Annotated in this window: 17 protein-coding genes and 3 pseudogenes; 9 read left to right on the forward strand and 11 right to left on the reverse strand. The window is 69.7% G+C overall.

Annotation, left to right across the window (positions count from 1 at the left end; all coding sequences use genetic code 11):
- Positions 1-173 precede the first annotated feature (173 nt).
- Positions 174-698, reverse strand: coding sequence for a YcxB family protein (locus tag ACWDAK_RS37510; RefSeq protein WP_344641014.1), 525 nt, complete (start codon positions 696-698; stop codon positions 174-176).
- Between the two features lie 348 nt (positions 699-1,046).
- Complete coding sequence (gene mycP, locus ACWDAK_RS37515; protein ID WP_344641013.1) at positions 1,047-2,483, reverse strand: type VII secretion-associated serine protease mycosin; 1,437 nt, start codon at positions 2,481-2,483, stop codon at positions 1,047-1,049.
- A 585-nt stretch (positions 2,484-3,068) separates the two neighbouring features.
- Between mycP and ACWDAK_RS37520 the strand changes: the two genes are divergently transcribed.
- The 3 genes from ACWDAK_RS37520 to ACWDAK_RS37530 all read left to right on the forward strand — a co-directional run bounded on the left by ACWDAK_RS37520 (position 3,069) and on the right by ACWDAK_RS37530 (position 5,777).
- Positions 3,069-3,227, forward strand: coding sequence for a hypothetical protein (locus tag ACWDAK_RS37520; protein WP_344641012.1), 159 nt, complete (start codon positions 3,069-3,071; stop codon positions 3,225-3,227).
- A 210-nt stretch (positions 3,228-3,437) separates the two neighbouring features.
- Positions 3,438-5,033 carry an IS1634 family transposase gene (locus tag ACWDAK_RS37525; RefSeq protein ID WP_427395992.1) on the forward strand — a complete coding sequence of 532 codons (1,596 nt, stop codon included), beginning with the start codon at positions 3,438-3,440 and terminating at the stop codon, positions 5,031-5,033.
- A 135-nt stretch (positions 5,034-5,168) separates the two neighbouring features.
- A complete protein-coding gene (locus tag ACWDAK_RS37530; RefSeq protein WP_427395994.1) occupies positions 5,169-5,777 on the forward strand; it encodes a DJ-1/PfpI family protein in 609 nt (202 codons plus the stop codon).
- A gap of 89 nt (positions 5,778-5,866) precedes the next feature.
- Here the strand turns inward: ACWDAK_RS37530 and ACWDAK_RS37535 are convergent, their stop codons facing one another.
- From ACWDAK_RS37535 to ACWDAK_RS37545, 3 genes are all read right to left on the reverse strand, one after another.
- Positions 5,867-6,388 carry a hypothetical protein gene (locus ACWDAK_RS37535; protein WP_344641009.1) on the reverse strand — a complete coding sequence of 174 codons (522 nt, stop codon included), beginning with the start codon at positions 6,386-6,388 and terminating at the stop codon, positions 5,867-5,869.
- Between the two features lie 13 nt (positions 6,389-6,401).
- Positions 6,402-6,860: a S1 RNA-binding domain-containing protein gene (locus ACWDAK_RS37540; RefSeq protein ID WP_427395991.1), complete on the reverse strand. Its 459-nt coding sequence runs from the start codon at positions 6,858-6,860 to the stop codon at positions 6,402-6,404.
- A gap of 171 nt (positions 6,861-7,031) precedes the next feature.
- Entirely contained in the window at positions 7,032-7,697 is a 666-nt protein-coding gene (locus ACWDAK_RS37545; protein ID WP_344641007.1) for an SMI1/KNR4 family protein, read from the reverse strand.
- Between the two features lie 398 nt (positions 7,698-8,095).
- Here ACWDAK_RS37545 and ACWDAK_RS37550 point away from each other — a divergent pair, with 398 nt between their 5' ends.
- The 3 genes and pseudogenes from ACWDAK_RS37550 (at position 8,096) to ACWDAK_RS37560 (ending at position 11,027) form a co-directional block, all read left to right on the forward strand.
- The gene (locus tag ACWDAK_RS37550; RefSeq protein ID WP_427395990.1) at positions 8,096-9,334 is read left to right on the forward strand and encodes an alpha/beta hydrolase family protein; all 1,239 of its coding nucleotides are present in this window, start codon (positions 8,096-8,098) and stop codon (positions 9,332-9,334) included.
- 412 nt (positions 9,335-9,746) lie between these two features.
- Positions 9,747-10,416 (forward strand): annotated as a pseudogene (locus ACWDAK_RS37555) (DUF4158 domain-containing protein); the annotation flags it as partial.
- A 149-nt stretch (positions 10,417-10,565) separates the two neighbouring features.
- The gene (locus tag ACWDAK_RS37560; protein ID WP_427395989.1) at positions 10,566-11,027 is read left to right on the forward strand and encodes a MarR family winged helix-turn-helix transcriptional regulator; all 462 of its coding nucleotides are present in this window, start codon (positions 10,566-10,568) and stop codon (positions 11,025-11,027) included.
- A 7-nt stretch (positions 11,028-11,034) separates the two neighbouring features.
- Here the strand turns inward: ACWDAK_RS37560 and ACWDAK_RS37565 are convergent.
- Positions 11,035-11,175: pseudogene (locus ACWDAK_RS37565) on the reverse strand (IS5 family transposase); the annotation flags it as partial.
- Between the two features lie 69 nt (positions 11,176-11,244).
- Between ACWDAK_RS37565 and ACWDAK_RS37570 the strand changes: the two are divergent.
- A complete protein-coding gene (locus ACWDAK_RS37570) occupies positions 11,245-11,538 on the forward strand; it encodes a transposase (RefSeq protein ID WP_344641004.1) in 294 nt (97 codons plus the stop codon).
- Positions 11,535-11,843 carry an IS3 family transposase gene (locus ACWDAK_RS37575; RefSeq protein WP_344641003.1) on the forward strand — a complete coding sequence of 103 codons (309 nt, stop codon included), beginning with the start codon at positions 11,535-11,537 and terminating at the stop codon, positions 11,841-11,843. Before ACWDAK_RS37570 ends, ACWDAK_RS37575 begins: the two co-directional genes overlap by 4 nt.
- An 81-nt stretch (positions 11,844-11,924) precedes the next feature.
- Here ACWDAK_RS37575 and ACWDAK_RS37580 read toward each other — a convergent pair whose 3' ends face one another.
- Genes ACWDAK_RS37580 through ACWDAK_RS37595 form a run of 4 tightly spaced genes read right to left on the reverse strand, consistent with a single transcriptional unit; the run spans position 11,925 to position 15,225 of the window.
- Positions 11,925-12,644, reverse strand: coding sequence for a reverse transcriptase domain-containing protein (locus ACWDAK_RS37580; RefSeq protein WP_449806547.1), 720 nt, complete (start codon positions 12,642-12,644; stop codon positions 11,925-11,927).
- 31 nt (positions 12,645-12,675) lie between these two features.
- Entirely contained in the window at positions 12,676-13,296 is a 621-nt protein-coding gene (locus ACWDAK_RS37585) for a C39 family peptidase (RefSeq protein ID WP_344641001.1), read from the reverse strand.
- Entirely contained in the window at positions 13,289-14,284 is a 996-nt protein-coding gene (locus tag ACWDAK_RS37590; protein WP_427395988.1) for a threonine ammonia-lyase, read from the reverse strand. Before ACWDAK_RS37590 ends, ACWDAK_RS37585 begins: the two co-directional genes overlap by 8 nt.
- Positions 14,281-15,225: a D-alanine--D-alanine ligase family protein gene (locus tag ACWDAK_RS37595; protein ID WP_427395987.1), complete on the reverse strand. Its 945-nt coding sequence runs from the start codon at positions 15,223-15,225 to the stop codon at positions 14,281-14,283. Before ACWDAK_RS37595 ends, ACWDAK_RS37590 begins: the two co-directional genes overlap by 4 nt.
- Positions 15,226-15,351: 126 nt before the next feature.
- Between ACWDAK_RS37595 and ACWDAK_RS37600 the strand changes: the two are divergent.
- Positions 15,352-16,739, forward strand: a pseudogene (locus tag ACWDAK_RS37600) (UDP-N-acetylmuramoyl-tripeptide--D-alanyl-D-alanine ligase).
- Here ACWDAK_RS37600 and murC read toward each other — a convergent pair.
- The gene (gene murC / locus ACWDAK_RS37605) at positions 16,740-18,170 is read right to left on the reverse strand and encodes a UDP-N-acetylmuramate--L-alanine ligase (RefSeq protein ID WP_427395986.1); all 1,431 of its coding nucleotides are present in this window, start codon (positions 18,168-18,170) and stop codon (positions 16,740-16,742) included.
- Positions 18,171-18,393: the final 223 nt, after the last annotated feature.

Genomic DNA, 18,393 nt, shown 5'->3' on the forward strand with positions numbered 1-18,393 from the left:
TGCGGGTACTTCTTCGGGGCGGCCATGGCCTCGGGTCCTCTCATGAGGCCCATCTGACCCGCTGTCACCATCCGCCGCATCTCGGGGGAAGCTCACCCTCGCCCCGGCCCGCAAACGCCGCCACCGCCGCCGAGATTGGTGTACCAGCGGCCTTCGGCAGGTCCACTCGCGGGCTATCGGGCTCCGGCGGGGACTTTGGTGGTCCTGGTCTGTCGGATCTTGAACTTGGCCTTGGTCAGCCGGGAGATCGCCGCCGTGACCTCGGCTGTCTGGGCGTCGGTGAAAGCCGCTTTCAGGACGGTCGCGGATACCGCCGTGCCCTGCCACTTCGCCAGCAACGTCCAGGCCAGGGGGTTTTCCACCACCCGAAGGATCGATTGCCAGGCGATCCTCATCTCCCCGGATTGGGTGCGGATGACCAGTTCCTCGTCGGTCATCGCGACGGACGTCGGGCCGGTTGAGCGCTGGGCGGCCCGGGCTGCGAGCTTCTTGGTGACGATCGTGATGTTCTGGATCTGCAGCAGGCCGCAGATGAGCGCCGCGATCGCGAAGAGAACAAGACCTGCTGCCAAGCAGGCCAGCGACAGCAGGATCCAGGCCGCGGCGATGGCCCAACGGATCGGTGGGGATGGGAAATTCGCCCTCACCGCCGCGGCGAGATCCTCGGGTTCCGCCGTGTAGTCCACTCGAATATTCATGCTCGATCCTCTGTTCGGTGTGGCACATCGTGGTCTGTCCGCACCACATCGCGCAAAGCAATTCAGACGCCCATGCGCCAGCCGTCCAACGTTTGTGCCGATACGTCCGTTTATCCGGGTCAGGCCGTTCGTGGGGATGTCGCTGTCGCGGGTGGGACTGCAAGGCGGTGGTCCCATCGCGGTGAGGTTTCACCAGGCCCTGAACGCCGGGAACCGGAGTTGGTCTCTGGTGACTGCCGGGCCGCTCGATTCGCACACCTGGGGCCCGCCACCGGTGGAAGCCACCGCGGCGCGGGGTCTTCCATGCCTCAGAGGTCGGGAGTCGCGCGGGGCTGCGGTCAGGTGTGTTCAGCTCTGGTACGGGTTCCCGGCGGGAGGGCCCGCCGGAGGCTGCTGCGGCGGGTAGGCCGGGGCGTAGCCCTGTTGCGGCACCGGCGCACCGAACGGCGGCTGCTGCGCTGCGCCCCCGAACGGCGGTTGCGGCGCCGGAGTCATGTAGTCGGCCGGTCCGGCGCCGGCGCCGGGCGCACCGGGCCCGCCGCTGCCGCCGCCGCTCCGGCGGGCGCGGCGTATCACGAGAACGACGACGACCACCACCACGAGGACGGCGATCCCGCCGCCCAGCGCGAGAAGCGGACCTCGGCTGCTGTTCTTGGCGGCGGTGCCGGCGCCGCCGGTGCCGCTACCCGCGGGGGAGGCCGCGGCCGACGGGGAGGCGGAGGGCTCGGAATCGTCGACACCGGCCGGTTTGTGCGACTCGACGCGGTGGAGGAGCGGGTTCTCCTTGGGTCCGTTGTCGACGGTGGGGTTGGGCGCCAGCGCCCCGGCGGCGGAGGCGATGCCGTAGCCGTAACTGTCGTTCGGAACCGTCGATTTGTCGGGCGGCGCGACCGCTGACTTGATCATCCGGTTGATGACCTGCCCGGCCGACAGGTTGGGGAACTTCGACCGGATGAGGGCCGCGATGGCGGAGACGTAGGCGGTGGAGGACGACGTGCCGCTGCCTTTGCCGTAGCTGGAGGACGACGTGGCCGTGGCATCGGTGATATCGACGCCCGGGGCCACCAGGGTGGTCTCGGGTCCCTTGTCGGACATGTTCCATACGTGGCCCTGCCGGTCCACGGCTCCCACCGCGACGACCCCGGGGAAGGCGGCCGGGTACTGCACGGGGTGCCCGGTGTCCCCCTTGTTGCCCGTGGCGGAGACGAGGACGACGTCCTTGTCCACGGCGTACCTGATCGCCTCGCGTGCCGCCGTGTCGTCCCCGGTCTCGCCGCCTATCGACATGCTGATGACCTTCGCGCCGTGGTCCACGGCGAAGCGCACCGCGTCGGCGACGTCGGTGTGCGTGGTCATGTTGTCGAGAGCGTCCTGGTTGCCCTTGCCGTCGCCGAGGTCGACCTTGACCGGGAGGATCTTCGCCTTGGGGGCCAGCCCCATCACACCGGCCTGGCCACCGTGCCCGTGGCCGGCGATCAGGCCGGCCATGCTCGTGCCGTGTCCGACCGTGTCCTTGCGCCCGTCCGACATGCCGCCGGAGAAGTCGGCTCCCGGCAGGACCTGACCGCTCAGGTCCTGATGGTCGGACACCCCGCTGTCGATGACAGCGACGATCACCCCCTCGCCCTGACTGACCGGCCAGACGCGGTCCGCCGCACCGTAGTTCTGCAATGGCCACTGCGAATCACGCACGGCGTCCGCACTGGCGGGTGCCGCGCAGAAACTCCAGAGCAAGGCCCCGGTGGCGAGCACGGTCACGCCGCGCACGGATCGGTTGGTCGTCAAGCCTGTTCCCCCCGCATTTCGAAGCCGGTCGTCCGGCAAGGGGCCCTGCCGGACGACCAGCAAGATCGACTGTCCTACTAGGAGTTGATCACCTCACCATGCGTATGCGACTCCGCGCCGACCGTTCTCCGATCGCATCGACGCACGTCCACCGCAGGATGCGGATCTCCGGCAGCAGACGCTGTGAGGTTCGGCTGAGATGTCACCGGGCGTTCGGCTTCGTGTGTCACTGCCGTTGAGGTGCATTGATGCTGGTGAGCTCGGGTACGTCGACAGCAGTCGGCAGTGCGATCTCGGCCCAGACCGTTTTGCCGGTGACGGTCTCCGCCACTCCCCACTCCGCAATGGAGCGGGTCGCAGGACACCCTGACCCGCGACGAGCAGGCGCACCTGGACCGCTGGTACCGGCACCTCAAAGACCCCGCCCACCCGCTCTGGCTGCCCAGTGGACTCCTGCGCCGCATCGCCGCGTTCCGGACCGAGGAACTGCGCTGGTTCACTGGTTGGCGGACGGCCGACGGCACGGAGCAGCGGTGGGCGTTCGAGCTCAACTGCCACTGGGGCAACGCGCTGCCGCACGACCTGGTGGTCGGTCTGCTCACCGACGACCGCTTCGGCCTGCCCCTGGTCGTGGAGGAGCGCAGCTGCCGGTGCCCGCACGCGAGCGAGTGGACCCGGTGCCGGGTGGTCCTGCGGTCCCGGCTCGGCGACCAGGTCGAGGTGGAGCTGCGCTTCAACCACTGAGGTGCTCAGTAGTGGCCGCGCCGGGCAGCGTCGACCATCGCCCGGTGGATGGGCTAGCCCCGTACTTCGCAGGTCGTTGATTCGGCTGGTCTGTGGCTGGGTGTAGTGCCCTGGATCGGGTTGGGGCGTTGACTGGGTATGTCGATGACTTCCCAGTCCCCACGGTCGCGGTCCCAGCGTCAGCGCCTTGAGTGCGCGGTGGTGTCCGTGGTGGAGAAGCGTCTGGGCGCTCTGCCTGTCGCTGCCGAGTTTCTGCGCCGGCTTGACGTGGCCGGGATCGTCGATGCCCTGTGCCCGGGAGGTGCGAGTGCCCACCTGACGCATGGACAGGTGATCGAGGTGCTGATCGCGAACCGGCTGACCTCGCCCGCTCCGTTGGTACGGGTCGGGGACTGGGCCCGGACCTGGGCGGTGGAGGAGGTCTTCGGTGTGGAGCCCGGCCTGCTCAACGACGACCGCCTCGCCCGAGCTCTGGACGCGATCGCCCCGCAGTTGGAGCAGATCGCCGGCACAGTCGGCGCCAGGGCGATCGCGGAGTTCGGCATCGACGTGGGCCGGATGCACTGGGACATGACCAGCATGTCCGTCCAGGGCGCCTACCCGGACCAGGACCAGGACTGCGCGTTTCCGCTGATCGGATACGGGCACCCCAAGGATCGGCGGGTGGACCTGAAGCAGATCCAGGCCGGACTCGCGGTCACCGGCGACGGCGGGATCCCGGTCCACGCCCGGGTCCTGGGCGGCGGGACCGCCGAGGTGGGCCAGGTCGTCGGTGCGATGAAGGACCTACAGAAGATCACCGCGCCCAGAAAGTTCCTGCTCGTTGCGGGCTCCAAGCTGGTCTCCTACGCCAACATCGCCGCGTTGTTGGAGGCACGGGTGCCGTTCATCGCCCCGGTTCCGGCCTCGCAGGTCAAGGACGAGGTCTACGCGGCTCTCGACCTGGAGCAGGCTGCGGTCGTCGACTGGGTGCCCGACCGGGAGGCGGGCAAGGACCCGGCCGAGCGGGAGGTCTACCGGGTTTTGGAAGACACTCACACGATGGGCGGGCCCCGCAAGCGCGATCCGGTCCTCAAGCTGCGCCGGATCCTGGTCCACTCCACCGGCAACGCCGCGGGCCAGAAGGCCGCGCGTGACAAACGTCTGACCAGGGCACGCGAGGACCTCGATACGCTAGCTCGGGCCGCCGGCGGGCGCTACTACAGCACGGCCGAGAAGGTGGCGGCCCGCGTCGGCGTGATCGCCGCGAAGCGCCGTGTGACGTCCTGCCTGCGCTGGCACACCGATACCGGCACGAACGGGAAACCGTCTCTGGACTGGAGTTTCGACCAGGACCTCCTTTACGCGGAAGCGGCGGTCGACGGCTGGTACGCGTTGATCACCTCGCTGACCGCCAACCAGGCCGACCCGGCCCAGGTCCTGATCCAGTACAAGGGCCAGGGCACGGTCGAGCGCCGCTACGCGGACTTCAAGGGACCCCTCGCCGTCACTCCCGTCTTCGTCCAGCACAACCACCGCGTCGCGGCCCTGATCCAGGTCATCTGCCTGGCCCTGCTTGTCTTCAGCCTGATCGAGCGGCAGGCCAGACGCGCTCTCGGGCCGCAGCAGACCATGGCCGGCCTGTACCCGGACAACCGCCGGGTGCGACCCACCGGCCGGATGATCCTCTACCATCTCGGCGAACTCACCCTCCGCATCGGTCACATCACCGACCCGCCGACCATCCAGATCACCCGCGGCGTCCAACTCCACCTCCTCGACCTCCTCGACGTCGACATCAGACAAACCCGCTGGCCACAGACCTGAACCAGCGACGTGCGAGAACATGGAGTCAGTCGATGAGTGACGAAGGCGGGCACGATCCACCCGCCGCTGAATGGATCTCGACCCGGAACGGCATGCCAGGAGAGACTGAGACATCTCGTGCTTGAAGGAGTTGTGATGCAGGTAGCCGTGGTCACCTTCGACGGTTTCAACGAACTCGACAGCTTCATCGCCTCCGCGTTGATCAACCGGTGCCGCAAGGACGGCCTGGAGGCCTTCATTACAACGCCGACGCCGGTGGTCACGTCCATGAACGGCGTCGAGGTGACCGGGCAGCGCCCGATGGAGTTCGTGACCGAGGCCGACGTCGTCCTGATCGGCAGCGGAGTGAAAACACAAGACGTGGTCGCCGACGACCAGCTGATCTCCACGCTGCAGCTCGACCCCTCGCGACAGCTGATCGGCTCGCAGTGCTCGGGCGCGCTGGTGCTCGCCCGGCTCGGGTTCCTGAAGGGCATGCCCGCTTGCACGGATATCAAGAGCCGCCCTGTCGTCGAAGCCTGCGGCGTCACCGTGCTGGACGCACCGTTCCACGCCGAGGGGAACATCGCCACGGCGGGCGGCTGCCTGGCATCCCAGTACCTCGCCACCTGGGTCATCACCCGAGTGCTCGGGGAAGACGCCGCGCGCGACGTCATCGGCTACGTCGCCCCGGTCGGTGAAAACCAAGAGACTGTCGAACGCGCCATCCGCGCCGTCCACTCGGGCGAGGCCGCACTGAGCTGAGCTGACGCTGCGATCAGTCGGCGGCGGTCAGGCACTGGGCAGCATCCGCCCGAACTGAATCAGCGACCTGCGAAGTACGGGGCTAGATCTCAAGGCAGGTGCGCGCGCACCGAAGCCCACGCGGCGAGTTGATCTTTAATCGGTCCGGGCCGCAGGCTTGGCATCAACCGGTCGATGTGGCCGGTGAGGTTCTTGTGACGGCGCAGAACACCGATCTGCTCGATCGGGAGCTCTCGCCAGTTCGCGGCGGTCGCCTCTGCCTGGCCCGGTTGGAGCGAGAGCGCCGCGATGGTGTCTTCGGCCAGGGCGTCAGGGTTCCAGTCGGGATCGGCGTCCGGGCCGATATGTTCGATGACCCAAGTACGAAGGCGGAACTCCTGGCAGCGCATGCGGGTCTGCGACCATGGTTCGTCGCCGTGGAACTGCTTGTTCGCCGCCAGGGAGAGCTTGGCCCAGCGCAGACGGACCTCGCGCGGCTCCAAAGATCGGTTGACGTGGGACTGCGCAACCACGCGGATCCGCTCCAGTTCCTGCCCGCGTGGAAGCCCGGCCATGTGAGCCTCGACGTCCTCAACGCTCCAGGAGCTGAGGTTGGTGATCGACTTCTGCATCTGGTCGCCCTGGTCAACGTCCACACGTCGCGGACAGGAGGATGCGACGTCGTTCGAGATCAACTCCGAGGATGGTGACCGGCAACTCCTGCCCTTCCACGACGGTCTCGCCTGGAAGGTCCTCCGGACGGACGAGCCCTTCGACGCAGTCGGCGATGCGGACGAAGGCTCCGATCGGCGCGAGCTTGGTGACGCGTCCGGTGACGACCTGACCGGCACGGTTGGCAAACCGGGGCAGGAGATCCTCATGCTGGGCCCACTCGGTGAGCGTGATCCCCACCTGGTGGTTGTGCTCGGCGTGCCAGATGACTTCGCCGGAGACGCGCCGGCCCACGGTGGGCAAGTCCAGGCAACTGGGCATGGCCGTGACCTTGGCGAGGCCGACAGCGTCGGGACTGCCGTCGATGGCGAGGAAGACACCGAAGGGCTGTTGGCCGATGACCTCGCCCGTGACGTGGGTGCCGATGGGCACGCTTCGGACGGTCTCGGGCCAGGCCGCTCGTGCCATGGCCGCTCGGTCTTGGTAGTTCTCCCAGGGCCAGGAGTACTCGCTCATGTGGTGATCATGGCACGCCTGGGCCGCGCCTGGGGCGGGTTCGTCCACTGACGGTCAGCGGGCTACTCTGACATCTCCCGCAGAGCGTCACTTCCTGACCCAGGGCATCTCCGTCGACCTGGGCTCGGTGGGAAAGCCCTCGATGCCCCACTCGAGGCCCCAGTTCCTGCCCGCCCAGTCTTCGCCGGGTGACCAGAGAGGGCGGGGCAGCTGAGGCCCCCACACGTCAGGGTCGGCGAGTACCAGCAACTCGGCCTCTGCGGTGTAACCGCCGGTCAGCACGGTTAGCAGGAATTCCGCGAAGCCACCGTCGAAGTGGTCGAGTCGGTCGTCGTAGAACACCGTCACCGGCCACTGCTCAGGGTCCGGACCGGTAGTCTGCCAGCAGCACTGGTTGTGGTTGCTGTTCGAGCCCCAGGGCAGCAAGCCGCCGGGGTCCGGGAACACCGGGGTGGGGTCCTGCTGATCCCACCACTGCTCCTCGCCTTCGACCTGATCGCGGAGGTTGATGTCGGCCTCGAAGCGCCATCCCGCCATCCCGCCCGGCACGTCGAGGAAGCGCGAGTTCCTCTTCGGTGTGAACACACCCCACTCGCCGTTCAGGTTCACCCCGCCATACAGGTCGATGAACGCGCGGTAGTCCGATGGTAGTTGGACGCCCAGATCGGCGGGCGCCAGCTCCCACGGAACCTGTGCCGGGATGTACACCGGCTCTCCCATGAGCGCTCGCAGCCGGCTCCATGCCTCGGTCATCGCCCACCCTCTTGCCAGCCGTCGGTCTGTTGGATGCTGCACTCTAGGCGACGGCTCTGACACGACGTCGCCCCGGTGGGCCTGATCAGGCCGGCACCTGAGGATCGGGGGAACCTCAGACTGGCCGTCACCCGCGAAGGCATCCCGGTGCGGATCTGGGCCTGGCCCGGCAACACCAACGACCAGACGGTCATCACCCAGGTCAGGGCCGACCTGCGGGCCTGGCGGCTGGGGCGGGTGGTGATACTGGTTCTCCCCCGGGCGTACCGGGGGTTTTCCCCACCCGCGGTACGCCCGGCAGCTCCATCGTTCCCGGGCCGCCGCGCTGGAAGTGTTGGGGGCACCGGGAAGCTCCCGGGAGCGCAACCGAACGAGGGAAGACTTCGATGACCAACCCGATGCCGAAGCATCAGTCGCACCGCCGCACCGCCCTGCGGCTGTCCGCAGCCGCCGCCGTCCTCTGCCTGACGGCCGGGGCCGGCAGCGCCACCGCAACGGCGGCGGACCTTGGCGCCGGCCGGGCACACCGCGGCACCGTGGTCTCGGTCACCCCGCTCGCCTTACTGGACGCCCAGCAGGCCACCACCAGTGTCCGGGACGCCGGCTTCGTCACCCCGGCCGAACAGGGCGGGGTCGAGCTGGAGCGGGTGGTCTATCGGACCGTCACCCCCGAGGGGTGGCCCACCACCGCGAGCGGGCTGGTGGCGCTCCCGCACGATCCGGGGCCGCGCGCACTGACCACCGTCGAGTACGCGCACGGCACCATGGCCTACCGAGGTGAGGCCCCGTCAGTGGCGGACGGGCCCAACCGCGCGGCGGCGGTGATGTTCGCCGGGGACGGCTTCGCCGCGGTGGCGCCGGACTACCTGGGGCTGGGTGTCGGGCCCGGCACCCACCCGTACCTGGACGCGCCCTCGGAGACCACGGCCTCGACCGACCTGCTGGTCGCCGCCCGGGAGGTCGAGGCCCGGCACGGCATGCGCGCCGACGGCCGGGTGCTGGTGACCGGCTTCTCCGAGGGCGGGGCGGCCGCGATGAGCATCGGGCGGGCGTTGCAGCATGGGCAGGTTCCCGGGTACCGGCTGACCGCACTGGCCCCGGTGAGCGGACCGTACGACCTGATGGGCAGCGAGCTGCCGGCCGCCCTCGGCGGCCAACTGCTCGGCACGGAAGCCGCGTTCTACGCCGCCGACCTGGTGGTCGCGTGGAACCGGCTGCACCCGCTCTACGGCTCACCCGCCGAGGCCTTCCAGGCGCCCTACGACCGCACCGTGACCGACCTGTTCGACGGCGAGCACACCGACGAGCAGGTGGCCGCCGCCCTCCCGGACAGCCTGCAGCAGCTCTTCACCCCCGCCTTCCTGCGGCAACTCCAACACCCGACCGGCAAGTTCGCGCAGATGTTCCGGGTGGCGGACAGCGTCTGCCAGTGGGCGCCGCAGGTGCCGGTCCAGCTCTACGACGCGGACGGCGACCGGGACGTGGCACCCACCAACACCCTCGGCTGCAAGGCGCAGTTGGCGGGTGCCGGGGTCGACGCGCCGGTGGTGGACGCGGGCGCCGCCGACCACAACGGCTCGGCGCTGGCCTCCTACCCCCTCATCCGCACCTGGTTCGACACTCTCGCCGGACGCTGAGGTCCGGCTCTCGCCACGCAGCCTGACGCACCATCAGGGTGCCGCCCGGCAGGTCGAAAAACGCAACCGCGGTGGCCGGGTGCGCCGGATCGCGATGGCAACCTACCCGAGCTCTTCGAGGCGCTCGGGGAGGTTCGGGACTCGGAGATCCGGCGGCCAACTGTATCCGGTGCCCGCGGGCTGGGACTTCGTCGCGCTCAGCTGGAGCAAGGCGTCATCCGTCGTTTCAGCGTTTCGCCATGAGTCGGTCGGAGAGGGCGGCGAGGAGGCGTGCAAGTAGTCCGCCTTCTCGCTTGCAAGCCGCCTACGACCACGCGGCCGATCCCGCCAGCCCGGGCACCGCCCGCGACCTCCACCACCTCGCCGCGGTGCTCGGCGTCTCGGACCAGCAGCGACGGCTTCCGCCTGGGCCCGCTTCCGGGCCTTCCTGCACAGCCGGGCGTGGACGGCGCACGCGGAGGGGCCGAAGGCCCTGTTCGATCACGCGATGGGCTGGCTGCGCCGCAACCGGGGGCTCTTGCCGGGGTGAGCGTGCTGGCGCGGCAGGTCGCCGAGGTCCGCACCGTCGCGGACAAGCGGCTGCACACCACGGTCACCAGGGCGCCCCGGCGGGCGGACCCGGCACTGCCCGGCGTCCTGGTCGCCACGCTGAAGACGCCGGAGGGCAAACGGTACTCGGAGCTGGAGCGGATGCGCCGGCCGCCGACGCGGACACCGGCACCGCCATGAAGGCCGCGTTGCAGCGGGTCGAGGACATCGTCGCCTTCCAACTGGGACGGGTACGGCTGGAGCAGATGCCGCCGAACCGGCTGTCCGCGCTGGCCCGGTACGGGCTGGGCACCAAGGCGCCCAAGCTGGAGCGGACTCCAGAGCCCAAGCGCACGGCGATGCTCACCGCAGTGACGCGCCACCTGGAGGCGAAGGCGATCGATGACGCGCTGGACCTGTTCGAGATCCTGATGACAACGCGGTTGATCAGCGCCGCGAAGCGGTCCACGGACAAGCAGCGCCTGTCCACGCTGCCGCAGTTGGAGAAGGCGGCTCGGATCGCGGCCAGGGTCTCGAAGGTGGTCATCGAGGAGGGTCTGTTGCCAAAGTGCTGGTCACGGCCGCTTTTGAGGACTGCGACCAGCATGGTTGCCACTTTGGCCCACGGCAAGTTCCTTGTATCTCGTGGCGGCAGCGCCACGACCTTGACCTCAACCGCACTTGAGGTTCTAGCCTAGCGATCATGACGACCGTAAGCACCCCGCAGAACGGCACCGCCACGCTCGACCAGCGGCCCATCGCCCTGGTCGCCTGGGGCGCCACCGAGGCGATCCTGCGGCACTCGCAAGCCGCCCTGGCACGCATCGACGTGACCCAGCCCCAGTGGTGGGCGCTCAACAACATCGTCCGCGCCGAGCACGGCCTCACCAGGGAGGAGATTCGCGCCGTGGCCGTGCCCTACGGCATGGGCACCCAGGTGATGGTCCACGCCGTCGACGCCCTCGTACACCGGGGCTGGCTCGGCATCGGCGCGGACGGCCGGCTGACCCTCACGGAGCAGGGCCGCGAGGGCCTGGCAACGGCGAAGGAACACATGGACCGGGTGCGTGTGGAGCTCCTCGGCGACATCACGGAGGAGGAATACGCGACTGCAGTCTCCGTGCTCCAGCGTGTCACCGACAACCTCGCCCAGAGGCTGTTGTGAAGGCTGGTCACAGCCATTCATTGATGGCCGCGACCAGCACGGTCGCCTCGTAGCGAACGACAAGCTTGTCGTATCTCGTTGCCACCGCACGGTGGCGCTTGAGTCGATTGATCCCACATTCAACCGCATGGCGCTCTTTGTAGTCGGCCTTGAGCTTTGCCCCGTGACGTGGACACCCTGACACTTGGATCTTGTCGATCCAGGAAGGGAAGTCCAGGTGGGACGTCCGTCGAAGTACTCGGACGAGTTCCGTTGTGATGCCGTCGCGCTGTACCGGGCCTCGGAGGGCCGGCGCACGTTCGCGGCCGTCGCGAAGGAGATCGGGGTCAACCACGAGATCCTGCGGAACTGGGTACGAGCCGCCGATGCCGGGCCGTCGTCGACCGGGCAAGCACTGAGCGCCGATGAGCGGGCCGAGCTCGCCCGGCTGCGCAAGGCCGAACGCGAGTGGCAGGTCGAGAAGGAGATCCTGCGCCGGGCAGCGGCCTATTTCGCACGGGAGATGAAGTGAGGGCCCGCCGCTGGGACTTCATCTCCGCCCATGCCGCCGAGTTCGGCATCCAGCGGCTGTGCGAGGTCCTGGGCGTCGCCCGTTCCGGCTACTACGCCTGGCAGGCCGGGGCACGTGCCCGGACCGAGCGGGCAGCGGCCGAGGCGGCCCTCGTCCACGAGATCCGCCAGGTCCACCGGGAGACCCGGGGCGCCTACGGGGTTCCGAGGGTGCACGCGGAACTGCGAGCCCAGGGCCGGGTGGTCAACCGCAAACGGATAGCCCGCCTGATGTGCGAACACGGCATTATCGGCCGTGCCGAGTAGCCGGGGGGAATCTCACCCCCCCGGCCCTCACAGAACCGTGCGTAACAGTCTCCCGTTACACGGCTCGTGCCGCTCTGATCATCAGACCAACACCGCACACGCAGTTGGCGTGAGCCGCCAGTGCGCGAACATGCGGGGGTAGCGCCGGGCGATCTCCTGGAGCTTCGCCAGCGCCTTCCGCTTACCCGCGAGCCGTCCGTACTTCTTCCGGATCCACCGCACGAGGCAGGCGTTGATGCGCGTCAGGAAGGCGAGCATCTCCCACGGCCGGAACCGGCCGTAGTAGTTGATCCAGCCGGCCACCTTGGGGTTCACCCTCCGCGCCAGCTCGTTGAAGGTCAGATCGGTGCGAAGGTGCAGATGCCAGCTCCGCACCTCGCGGCTGATCTTGTTCAGGGCGTCCCTGCTGATCGCCGGGTCGAAGCCGAGGAACAGGTTCCCATGTCGGCTCCGGCCCCTTCTGGCTCGGAACGTGTACCCAAGGAACGTGAACGCCGTGTGCTCGTACGAGCCCCGGCGCAGTTGGTCCTTGCAGTAGACGATCCGGGTCTTGTCCGGGTGGAGTTCCAGCCCGACCCCGACCATCCGCTCCCGCAGCGCTGCCAGGACCATGCGGGCCTGGCTCTCGGAGACGCAGTGCAGCACCGCGTCGTCCGCGTAGCGCTCGAACTGGACGCCCGGGAAGTTCCGGGCCATCCAAGTGTCGAACGCGTACTGCAGGAACAGATTCGCCAGCACGGGAGAGACCGGGGCGCCTTGAGGCGTCCCGCGCTCCCGCTTCATCAGGGAGCCGTCGGGCATGACGAGCGGGGCGGCGAGCCACGGAGGGCGTTCAGAGTTGCAGTGCGATGCCCCGGTGGGCGGCGAAGTTGTCGAACAGGTCAAGCGGCAGGGTTGCGTCCACGGTGTCTGCGGTGTGGCCGGAGGGGTTGCGGAAGGTCACTTCGCCCTCCTGATGGCTGGTGACGAGGACGAGGTGTCCGCCGCGTCCGGGCGCCGCCCGGTCGGGCCGTCGAATCTCCTTGTGGACGGAGGCCATTACGAGGTGGCCCTTGTCGAGCTCGCTGACCAGTCGGGCCGGGTCCAGGGTGGTAATAATCTCCGACTTGAGTCCGTGGCTGGCGGCGGCGTACTCGGTGAACGGCCGGTAGTAGAGGCCGCCGACGCTGCCGTCCTCCTGCTGGACGTAGCCGCCGTAGGAGAGGCATCCGGCCAGGAGGTCGAACAGGGTGGGTGCGTGGCCGTCGCGGGCGAACAGGGCCATCCTTAGGCAAGCCATGCCGCACAGCCGGGTGGACCAGTAGCCGTAGGCAGCCTTGTTCGGGGCGCCGCTGGCCATCCAGTTGTCGTCGTCGCCGGGCGGGTGGCCCTCGTATGCGATGGCATTGATCAAGTCCGGTGTGGCGTACTGGGTGATCAGCGGGATCGGGTGGCGGTTGGGCTGGTCAGGCAAGGGCTGGTTCCTTCCTGGGCGGCGGGGTGGCCACGAGGCGGTGGAAGGCGTCCAGGTCCACCGAACCCCCGGAGATGATCACGCCGACGGGTCCGGGCGGCAGGTCGAGACCGTCCATGGCCGCGAGCGCGACCGCCCCGGAGGGCTCGGCCACGACCTTCAGGTGCTTGAACGCCCAGCCCATAGCCTGCACGATCTGAGCGTCCGTCACGGTCACCACGCCATCCAGTAGCACACGGTTGATCTCCCATGGCAGCGGTGCGGGGCTGGTGTGCCGCAGGCCGTCCGCGATGGTGTCGGGGACGGCGGCCAGCTCGGCGAGCTGGCCGGCCTGCAGGGAGGCTGCGGTGTCGGCTGCGGCCTGCGGCTCCACGCCGATGACCTTGATGTTCGGGTTGATGTGCTTGGCCGCGACGGCGGTGCCGGCCGCCAGCCCTCCTCCGCCGACCGGCACGAGGATCGCGGTCAGCACGGGGGCCTGCCAGAGCAGTTCCAGCGCGACGGTGCCGGCTCCCGCCATGACCGCGTGGGCACTGGAGGACGGCACGACGGTATAGCCGTGGTCGACGGATAGGCGATCGGTGAGGGCGTCGCGATCGTCGCGCTGACGGTGGTAGGCGACGATGTCGGCCCCGAGGGCGCGGGCGCCGTCCACCTTGGCCTTGGGGGCGTCGTGCGGAACGACCACGGTGACCGGCACTCCGAGCAGGCGGCCGGCCAGGGCGAGAGCCTGGGCATGGTTGCCGGAGGACGCGCCGATCACTCCCCGCCGCCGCTCGCGCGGGCTGAGGGCCGCGACGGCGTTGTAGGCGCCGCGGAACTTGAACGAGCCGGTCCGCTGCAGGGCCTCGGCCTTGCTGACCACGCTCCGTCCGGCGATGTCGTCCAGTGTCGGGTGTGAGAGCGCGGGGGTGGAGGCGGCGACTCCGCGCAGTCGGCGCTGGGCGTCGTAGACGTCGGCCGCTGCCAGCGGCAGGGCGGCGCTCACGGCCGGTACCCGTCGGTGTGGGCGGTGGCGAGCATGGCCTGGATGAGGGCGTCGTAGCTGATCCCGGCTGCGGCGGCCATCGTGGCGAGGTTCCCGTGCGGGGAGAGGCCGGGCAGGGTGTTGACCTCCAGCCAGTGGATGTCGCCGGCCGGGGTGACGAGGAAGTCCGAGCGCGAGTAGCCCGAGCAGTTCAGGACCTGGTGGGCCCGGACGGCCGCGCGGGAGATGGTGGCGAGGACGGCGTCCGGGAACTGGGCGGGGCAGCGGTAGCGGTGGCCGGCCGGGTTGCGCTTGGCCTTGTAGTCGTAGAAGTCGGCGCTGGTGGGGACGGTCTCCAGCGGCGGGAGCGTCATCAGCGCGCCGTCCTTCTCCAGCACGCCGCAGGTGACTGCGGTGCCCTCCTTGAAGGGCTCGATGAACCACTCGCCGCCGCGGGTGTCGTGGGTGAGCGTGGTGGTGAGCGAGTTCAGGTCCCGGAAGACCCGCATGCCGATCGACCCGCCCTCCGAGGTGGGCTTCAGGATGACTGGCAGGCCCAGCTCCTCTACACAGGCCCGCGCGGCCTCGCCCGGATCCTCGTGGCCCTGCAGCGGGATGTGCGGCAGGACGGTGACGCCACCGGCGAGGACCAGGGTCTTCGAGGTGGGCTTGTGCATCGCCATCGCGCTGGCCAGTACCCCGGAGCCGGTGTAGGGGACGCCGAGGGTGTCCAGGAGGCCTTGGAGCTTGCCGTCCTCGGCCCACTGGCCGGCGATGGCGAGGAACGCGACGTCCGTCTCGCGGACGCGGTCGGTGAAGTCCTTGTCGGTGGGGTCGAGGACGACGTGCGGCAGGCTCTGGCGGACCAGCGACTCGCGGACGGCCTCGCCGGAGATCAGCGAGCGGTCGCGCTCACCGGACCGGCCACCGGTGACGAGGGCGATACGACGTGCATCAGACATGCTCATCTTCCTTATGTCACGGTCTGGTTCGGAATGCGTGGGACTTCGGGCGAGGGTCTGGGGAGCCGCTAGCGTCGGTGGGAGGCCGTCCCGAGGCGGGGCGGGTGTCGATGGATCGGAGCCACCGTGGTCCCCATGACCTTGCAAGAGATCGCCGAGGCCGTCGGGGGTGCTCTGCACGACGCCCCGGACGCGGACGTGGTGGTGGACCGGCCCGGGGTCATCGACTCGCGGCTGGTGGAGCCCGGCGCGTTGTTCATCGCCTTGCCCGGCGAGCGCACCGACGGGCATCGCTTCGCCGAGGCCGCCGCCCGGGCCGGGGCGGCGGCAGTGCTGGCCGCCCGGCCGGTCGGGGTGCCGGCGATCGTGGTGCCGGATGTGCAGGACGCGATGGGCGACCTGGCCCGCGCGGTACTGGGCCGTCTCAAGTCGCCGACGGTCATCGCCCTGACCGGCTCGGCCGGGAAGACCAGCACCAAGGACCTGCTGGCCCAGGTTCTGGAGACCATGGACACCACAGTCGCCACCCCGCTCTCGTTCAACGGCGAGATCGGATTGCCGCTGACCGTGATGCGGGCGGACGAGAACACCCGCCTGTTGGTGCTGGAGATGGGTTCGCGCGGCATGGGGCACATCGCGTACCTGACGGGGATCGTTCCGCCGAAGGTCGGCCTGGTGCTGAACGTCGGGACCGCGCACGTCGGCGAGTTCGGCGGCGGGAAGGACTCGATCGCCGCCGCGAAGGGCGAGCTCGTCGAGGCCCTGCCCGCCGACGGCCTGGCGGTGCTGAACGCGGATGACCCGTACGTCATGTCAATGGCACCGCGCACGAGTGCACCGGTCCTGACGTTCGGCTTGGAGGCCGGGGATGTCCGGGCCGTCGACGTCGAGCTGGACGCCGCGGGCCGGCCCTCGTCCACCAGGGTGAGAAGGCCCGCGTGGCGCTGGGGCTGCACGGCGCCCACCACGTCGCCAACGCGAGCGCCGCCGCTGCGGTCGCGATCGGCCTCGGCGCGAGCGTGCAGAAGGTGGCCAAGGCGCTGAGCAGTGCCCGGCAGCTGACGCCGGGTCGGATGGACGTCACCGAGCGCCCGGACGGGGTGACGGTGATCAATGATGCCTTCAACGCGAACCCCGATTCGATGGCCGTCGCCCTGGCCGCGCTGGTCGCGATGGCGGCCGATGGGCGGAGGGCGGTTGCGGTCCTGGGCGAGATGCGGGAGCTGGGCGAGGAGTCCGAGGCCCACCACGCGGAGCTGGGCCGCCTTGTTTCTCAGAGCGGTGTCACGGACCTGATCGCGGTCGGCGGGGCGGAGGCCGCCCTGGTGCACGCGGGTGCTGTCGAGGGCGGCGTGACGTCCACGCTGGTACCGAACCGGGACGCCGCCCTCGATCTGCTGCTGACCTACCTCAAGCCCGGAGATGTGGTGCTGATCAAGGGCTCCCACAGCGTCGGGCTGGAGGACACCGCGATGCGGCTGACCAAGCTCGACGCCGTGGGCATCGTGGGCTGACTACGGGGCCGGTGCGGGTGCCGGGGCCTCGGCCAGCCGCAGCAGGACCGCCCTACCGACGCGGTCGGCCGTCCCGGCGCCCATCGTCACCACGAGGTCGCCGGGCCCGGCCGGCTCAGCGACCAGGTCCTCAACCTCCTGGCCGCCCGTGGTGGCGTGGGCTCGGCCGCCCATCTCGGCCACCGTGGCGGCGATCGGCTCGGTGCCAACTCCGGTCAGCGGGGACTCGACCGTTGAGTGCACGTTGAGGATGACGACCTCGTCCGCCGCCGCGAGCCGGCGGCCCATCTCCTCGCCGAGGGCGGCGGTGCGGGTCCAGCCGGTCGGCTCGAACACGGCGATCACCCGGCCCTCGGTGAGCATGCGGGCGGTGGCCAGGTCGGCGGTGATCTCGCTCGGGTGGTGGGCGTAGGAGTCCAGCACCGTCACCCCAGCGTGGCTGCCGGTGGTGGTGAGCCTGCGCTGGATGCCCTGGAAGGCGTTGATGCCTTCCACCAGGTCGGCGGGCTCGGCTCCGAGCGCCCGGCCGGCGGCGAACGCGGCGGCGGCGTTCATGGCGTTGTGCCGTCCGGGGACGGCCAGGGTGAACTGGTGCCACGACCCGTCGGTGTCCTGCACGGTGACGTGGCTGGCCGCCCCGTCCCACAGGACGCGCATCACGCGCACGTCCGCGTTCCTGCTCTCGCCTACGGTCACGACACGCGGGCCGGGGGCGAGCTGGAGGCGCTCGGTCAGCAGGCGGGCGCCGTGGTCGTCGGCGGAGACGACCAGGACACCGCTGTTGCGGGCCAGACGCTCGAAGGTGTCGAGGGCGTCGTCCAGGTCGACGTACTGCTCAGGGTGGTCGTCGTCGACGTTCAGGACGACGGCAACCTGCGGGTGGTAGCGGCCCACAGTGCGGTCGCTCTCGTCCGCCTCGGCGACCAAGAGACCGCCCCTGCCGTGGTGGGCGTTGGGACGGCCAACGGGGGTGCCGCCGATGACGTGGGACGGGTCCATGTGGGCGAGGGCGGCGCTGAGGATGCCGGTGGTCATGGTCTTGCCGTGGGTTCCGGCGACAGCGACGGACTGCTCGGCGGTGGCGATCAGGTGAGCGAGGACGTCGGCGCGGTGCACGATCGGGATGCCGGTGCGGCGGGCGGCGGTCAGCTCCGGGTTGGAGGCCGTGACGGCGCTGGACCACACGAGGACGGTGGTGTCCGCGGGCAGGTTGCTGGCGGTGTGGCCGACAGCGACGCGGGCCCCGGCGTCCTCCAACGCCCGCAGGGCAGCGGTGTCGCTGGTGTCCGAGCCGGAGACGCGGCTGCCACTGGCCAGCAGCAGCTGGGCCACCGCCGACATGCCGGAACCGCCAATGCCCACGAAGTGCGGGCGGGAGAGGTCGATGGGCCCGTCGTGGGCGGGGATGGTCACGTTCCTGGTCTCACACATGCTGTGCGCTCCAATCGAGTCCGGCCCCGGTCAGGGGCCTTCCTGTGCGATGGGTGGTGCCGGTTGACGCGCCCGCCGACCGGTAGCCGGCGGGAGCCTGGGGGCAGCGCTATGCGGGCAGCTCGCGGTCTAGGCAGTGTCCTGGCGATCACGAGCGAAGCCAGATGACGAGTGCGGCTGCGGTGACGGTGCCGAGGTAGACGTAGCCGCGCTTGTCGAATCT

This window comes from Kitasatospora sp. NPDC001175 (genome assembly GCF_053598215.1).

Bases quoted from the DNA above. Each gene is read 5' to 3' on its own strand.
- ACWDAK_RS37510 (WP_344641014.1), bottom strand. From the start codon at position 698: ATGAATATTCGAGTGGACTACACGGCGGAACCCGAGGATCTCGCCGCG.
- ACWDAK_RS37530 (WP_427395994.1), top strand. From the start codon at position 5,169: ATGCAGGTAGCCGTGGTCACCTTCGACGGTTTCAACGAACTCGACAGC.
- ACWDAK_RS37535 (WP_344641009.1), bottom strand. From the start codon at position 6,388: ATGCAGAAGTCGATCACCAACCTCAGCTCCTGGAGCGTTGAGGACGTC.
- ACWDAK_RS37545 (WP_344641007.1), bottom strand. From the start codon at position 7,697: ATGACCGAGGCATGGAGCCGGCTGCGAGCGCTCATGGGAGAGCCGGTG.
- ACWDAK_RS37550 (WP_427395990.1), top strand. From the start codon at position 8,096: ATGCCGAAGCATCAGTCGCACCGCCGCACCGCCCTGCGGCTGTCCGCA.
- ACWDAK_RS37560 (WP_427395989.1), top strand. From the start codon at position 10,566: ATGACGACCGTAAGCACCCCGCAGAACGGCACCGCCACGCTCGACCAG.
- ACWDAK_RS37580 (WP_449806547.1), bottom strand. From the start codon at position 12,644: ATGCCCGACGGCTCCCTGATGAAGCGGGAGCGCGGGACGCCTCAAGGC.
- ACWDAK_RS37595 (WP_427395987.1), bottom strand. From the start codon at position 15,225: ATGTCTGATGCACGTCGTATCGCCCTCGTCACCGGTGGCCGGTCCGGT.
- murC (WP_427395986.1), bottom strand. From the start codon at position 18,170: ATGTGTGAGACCAGGAACGTGACCATCCCCGCCCACGACGGGCCCATC.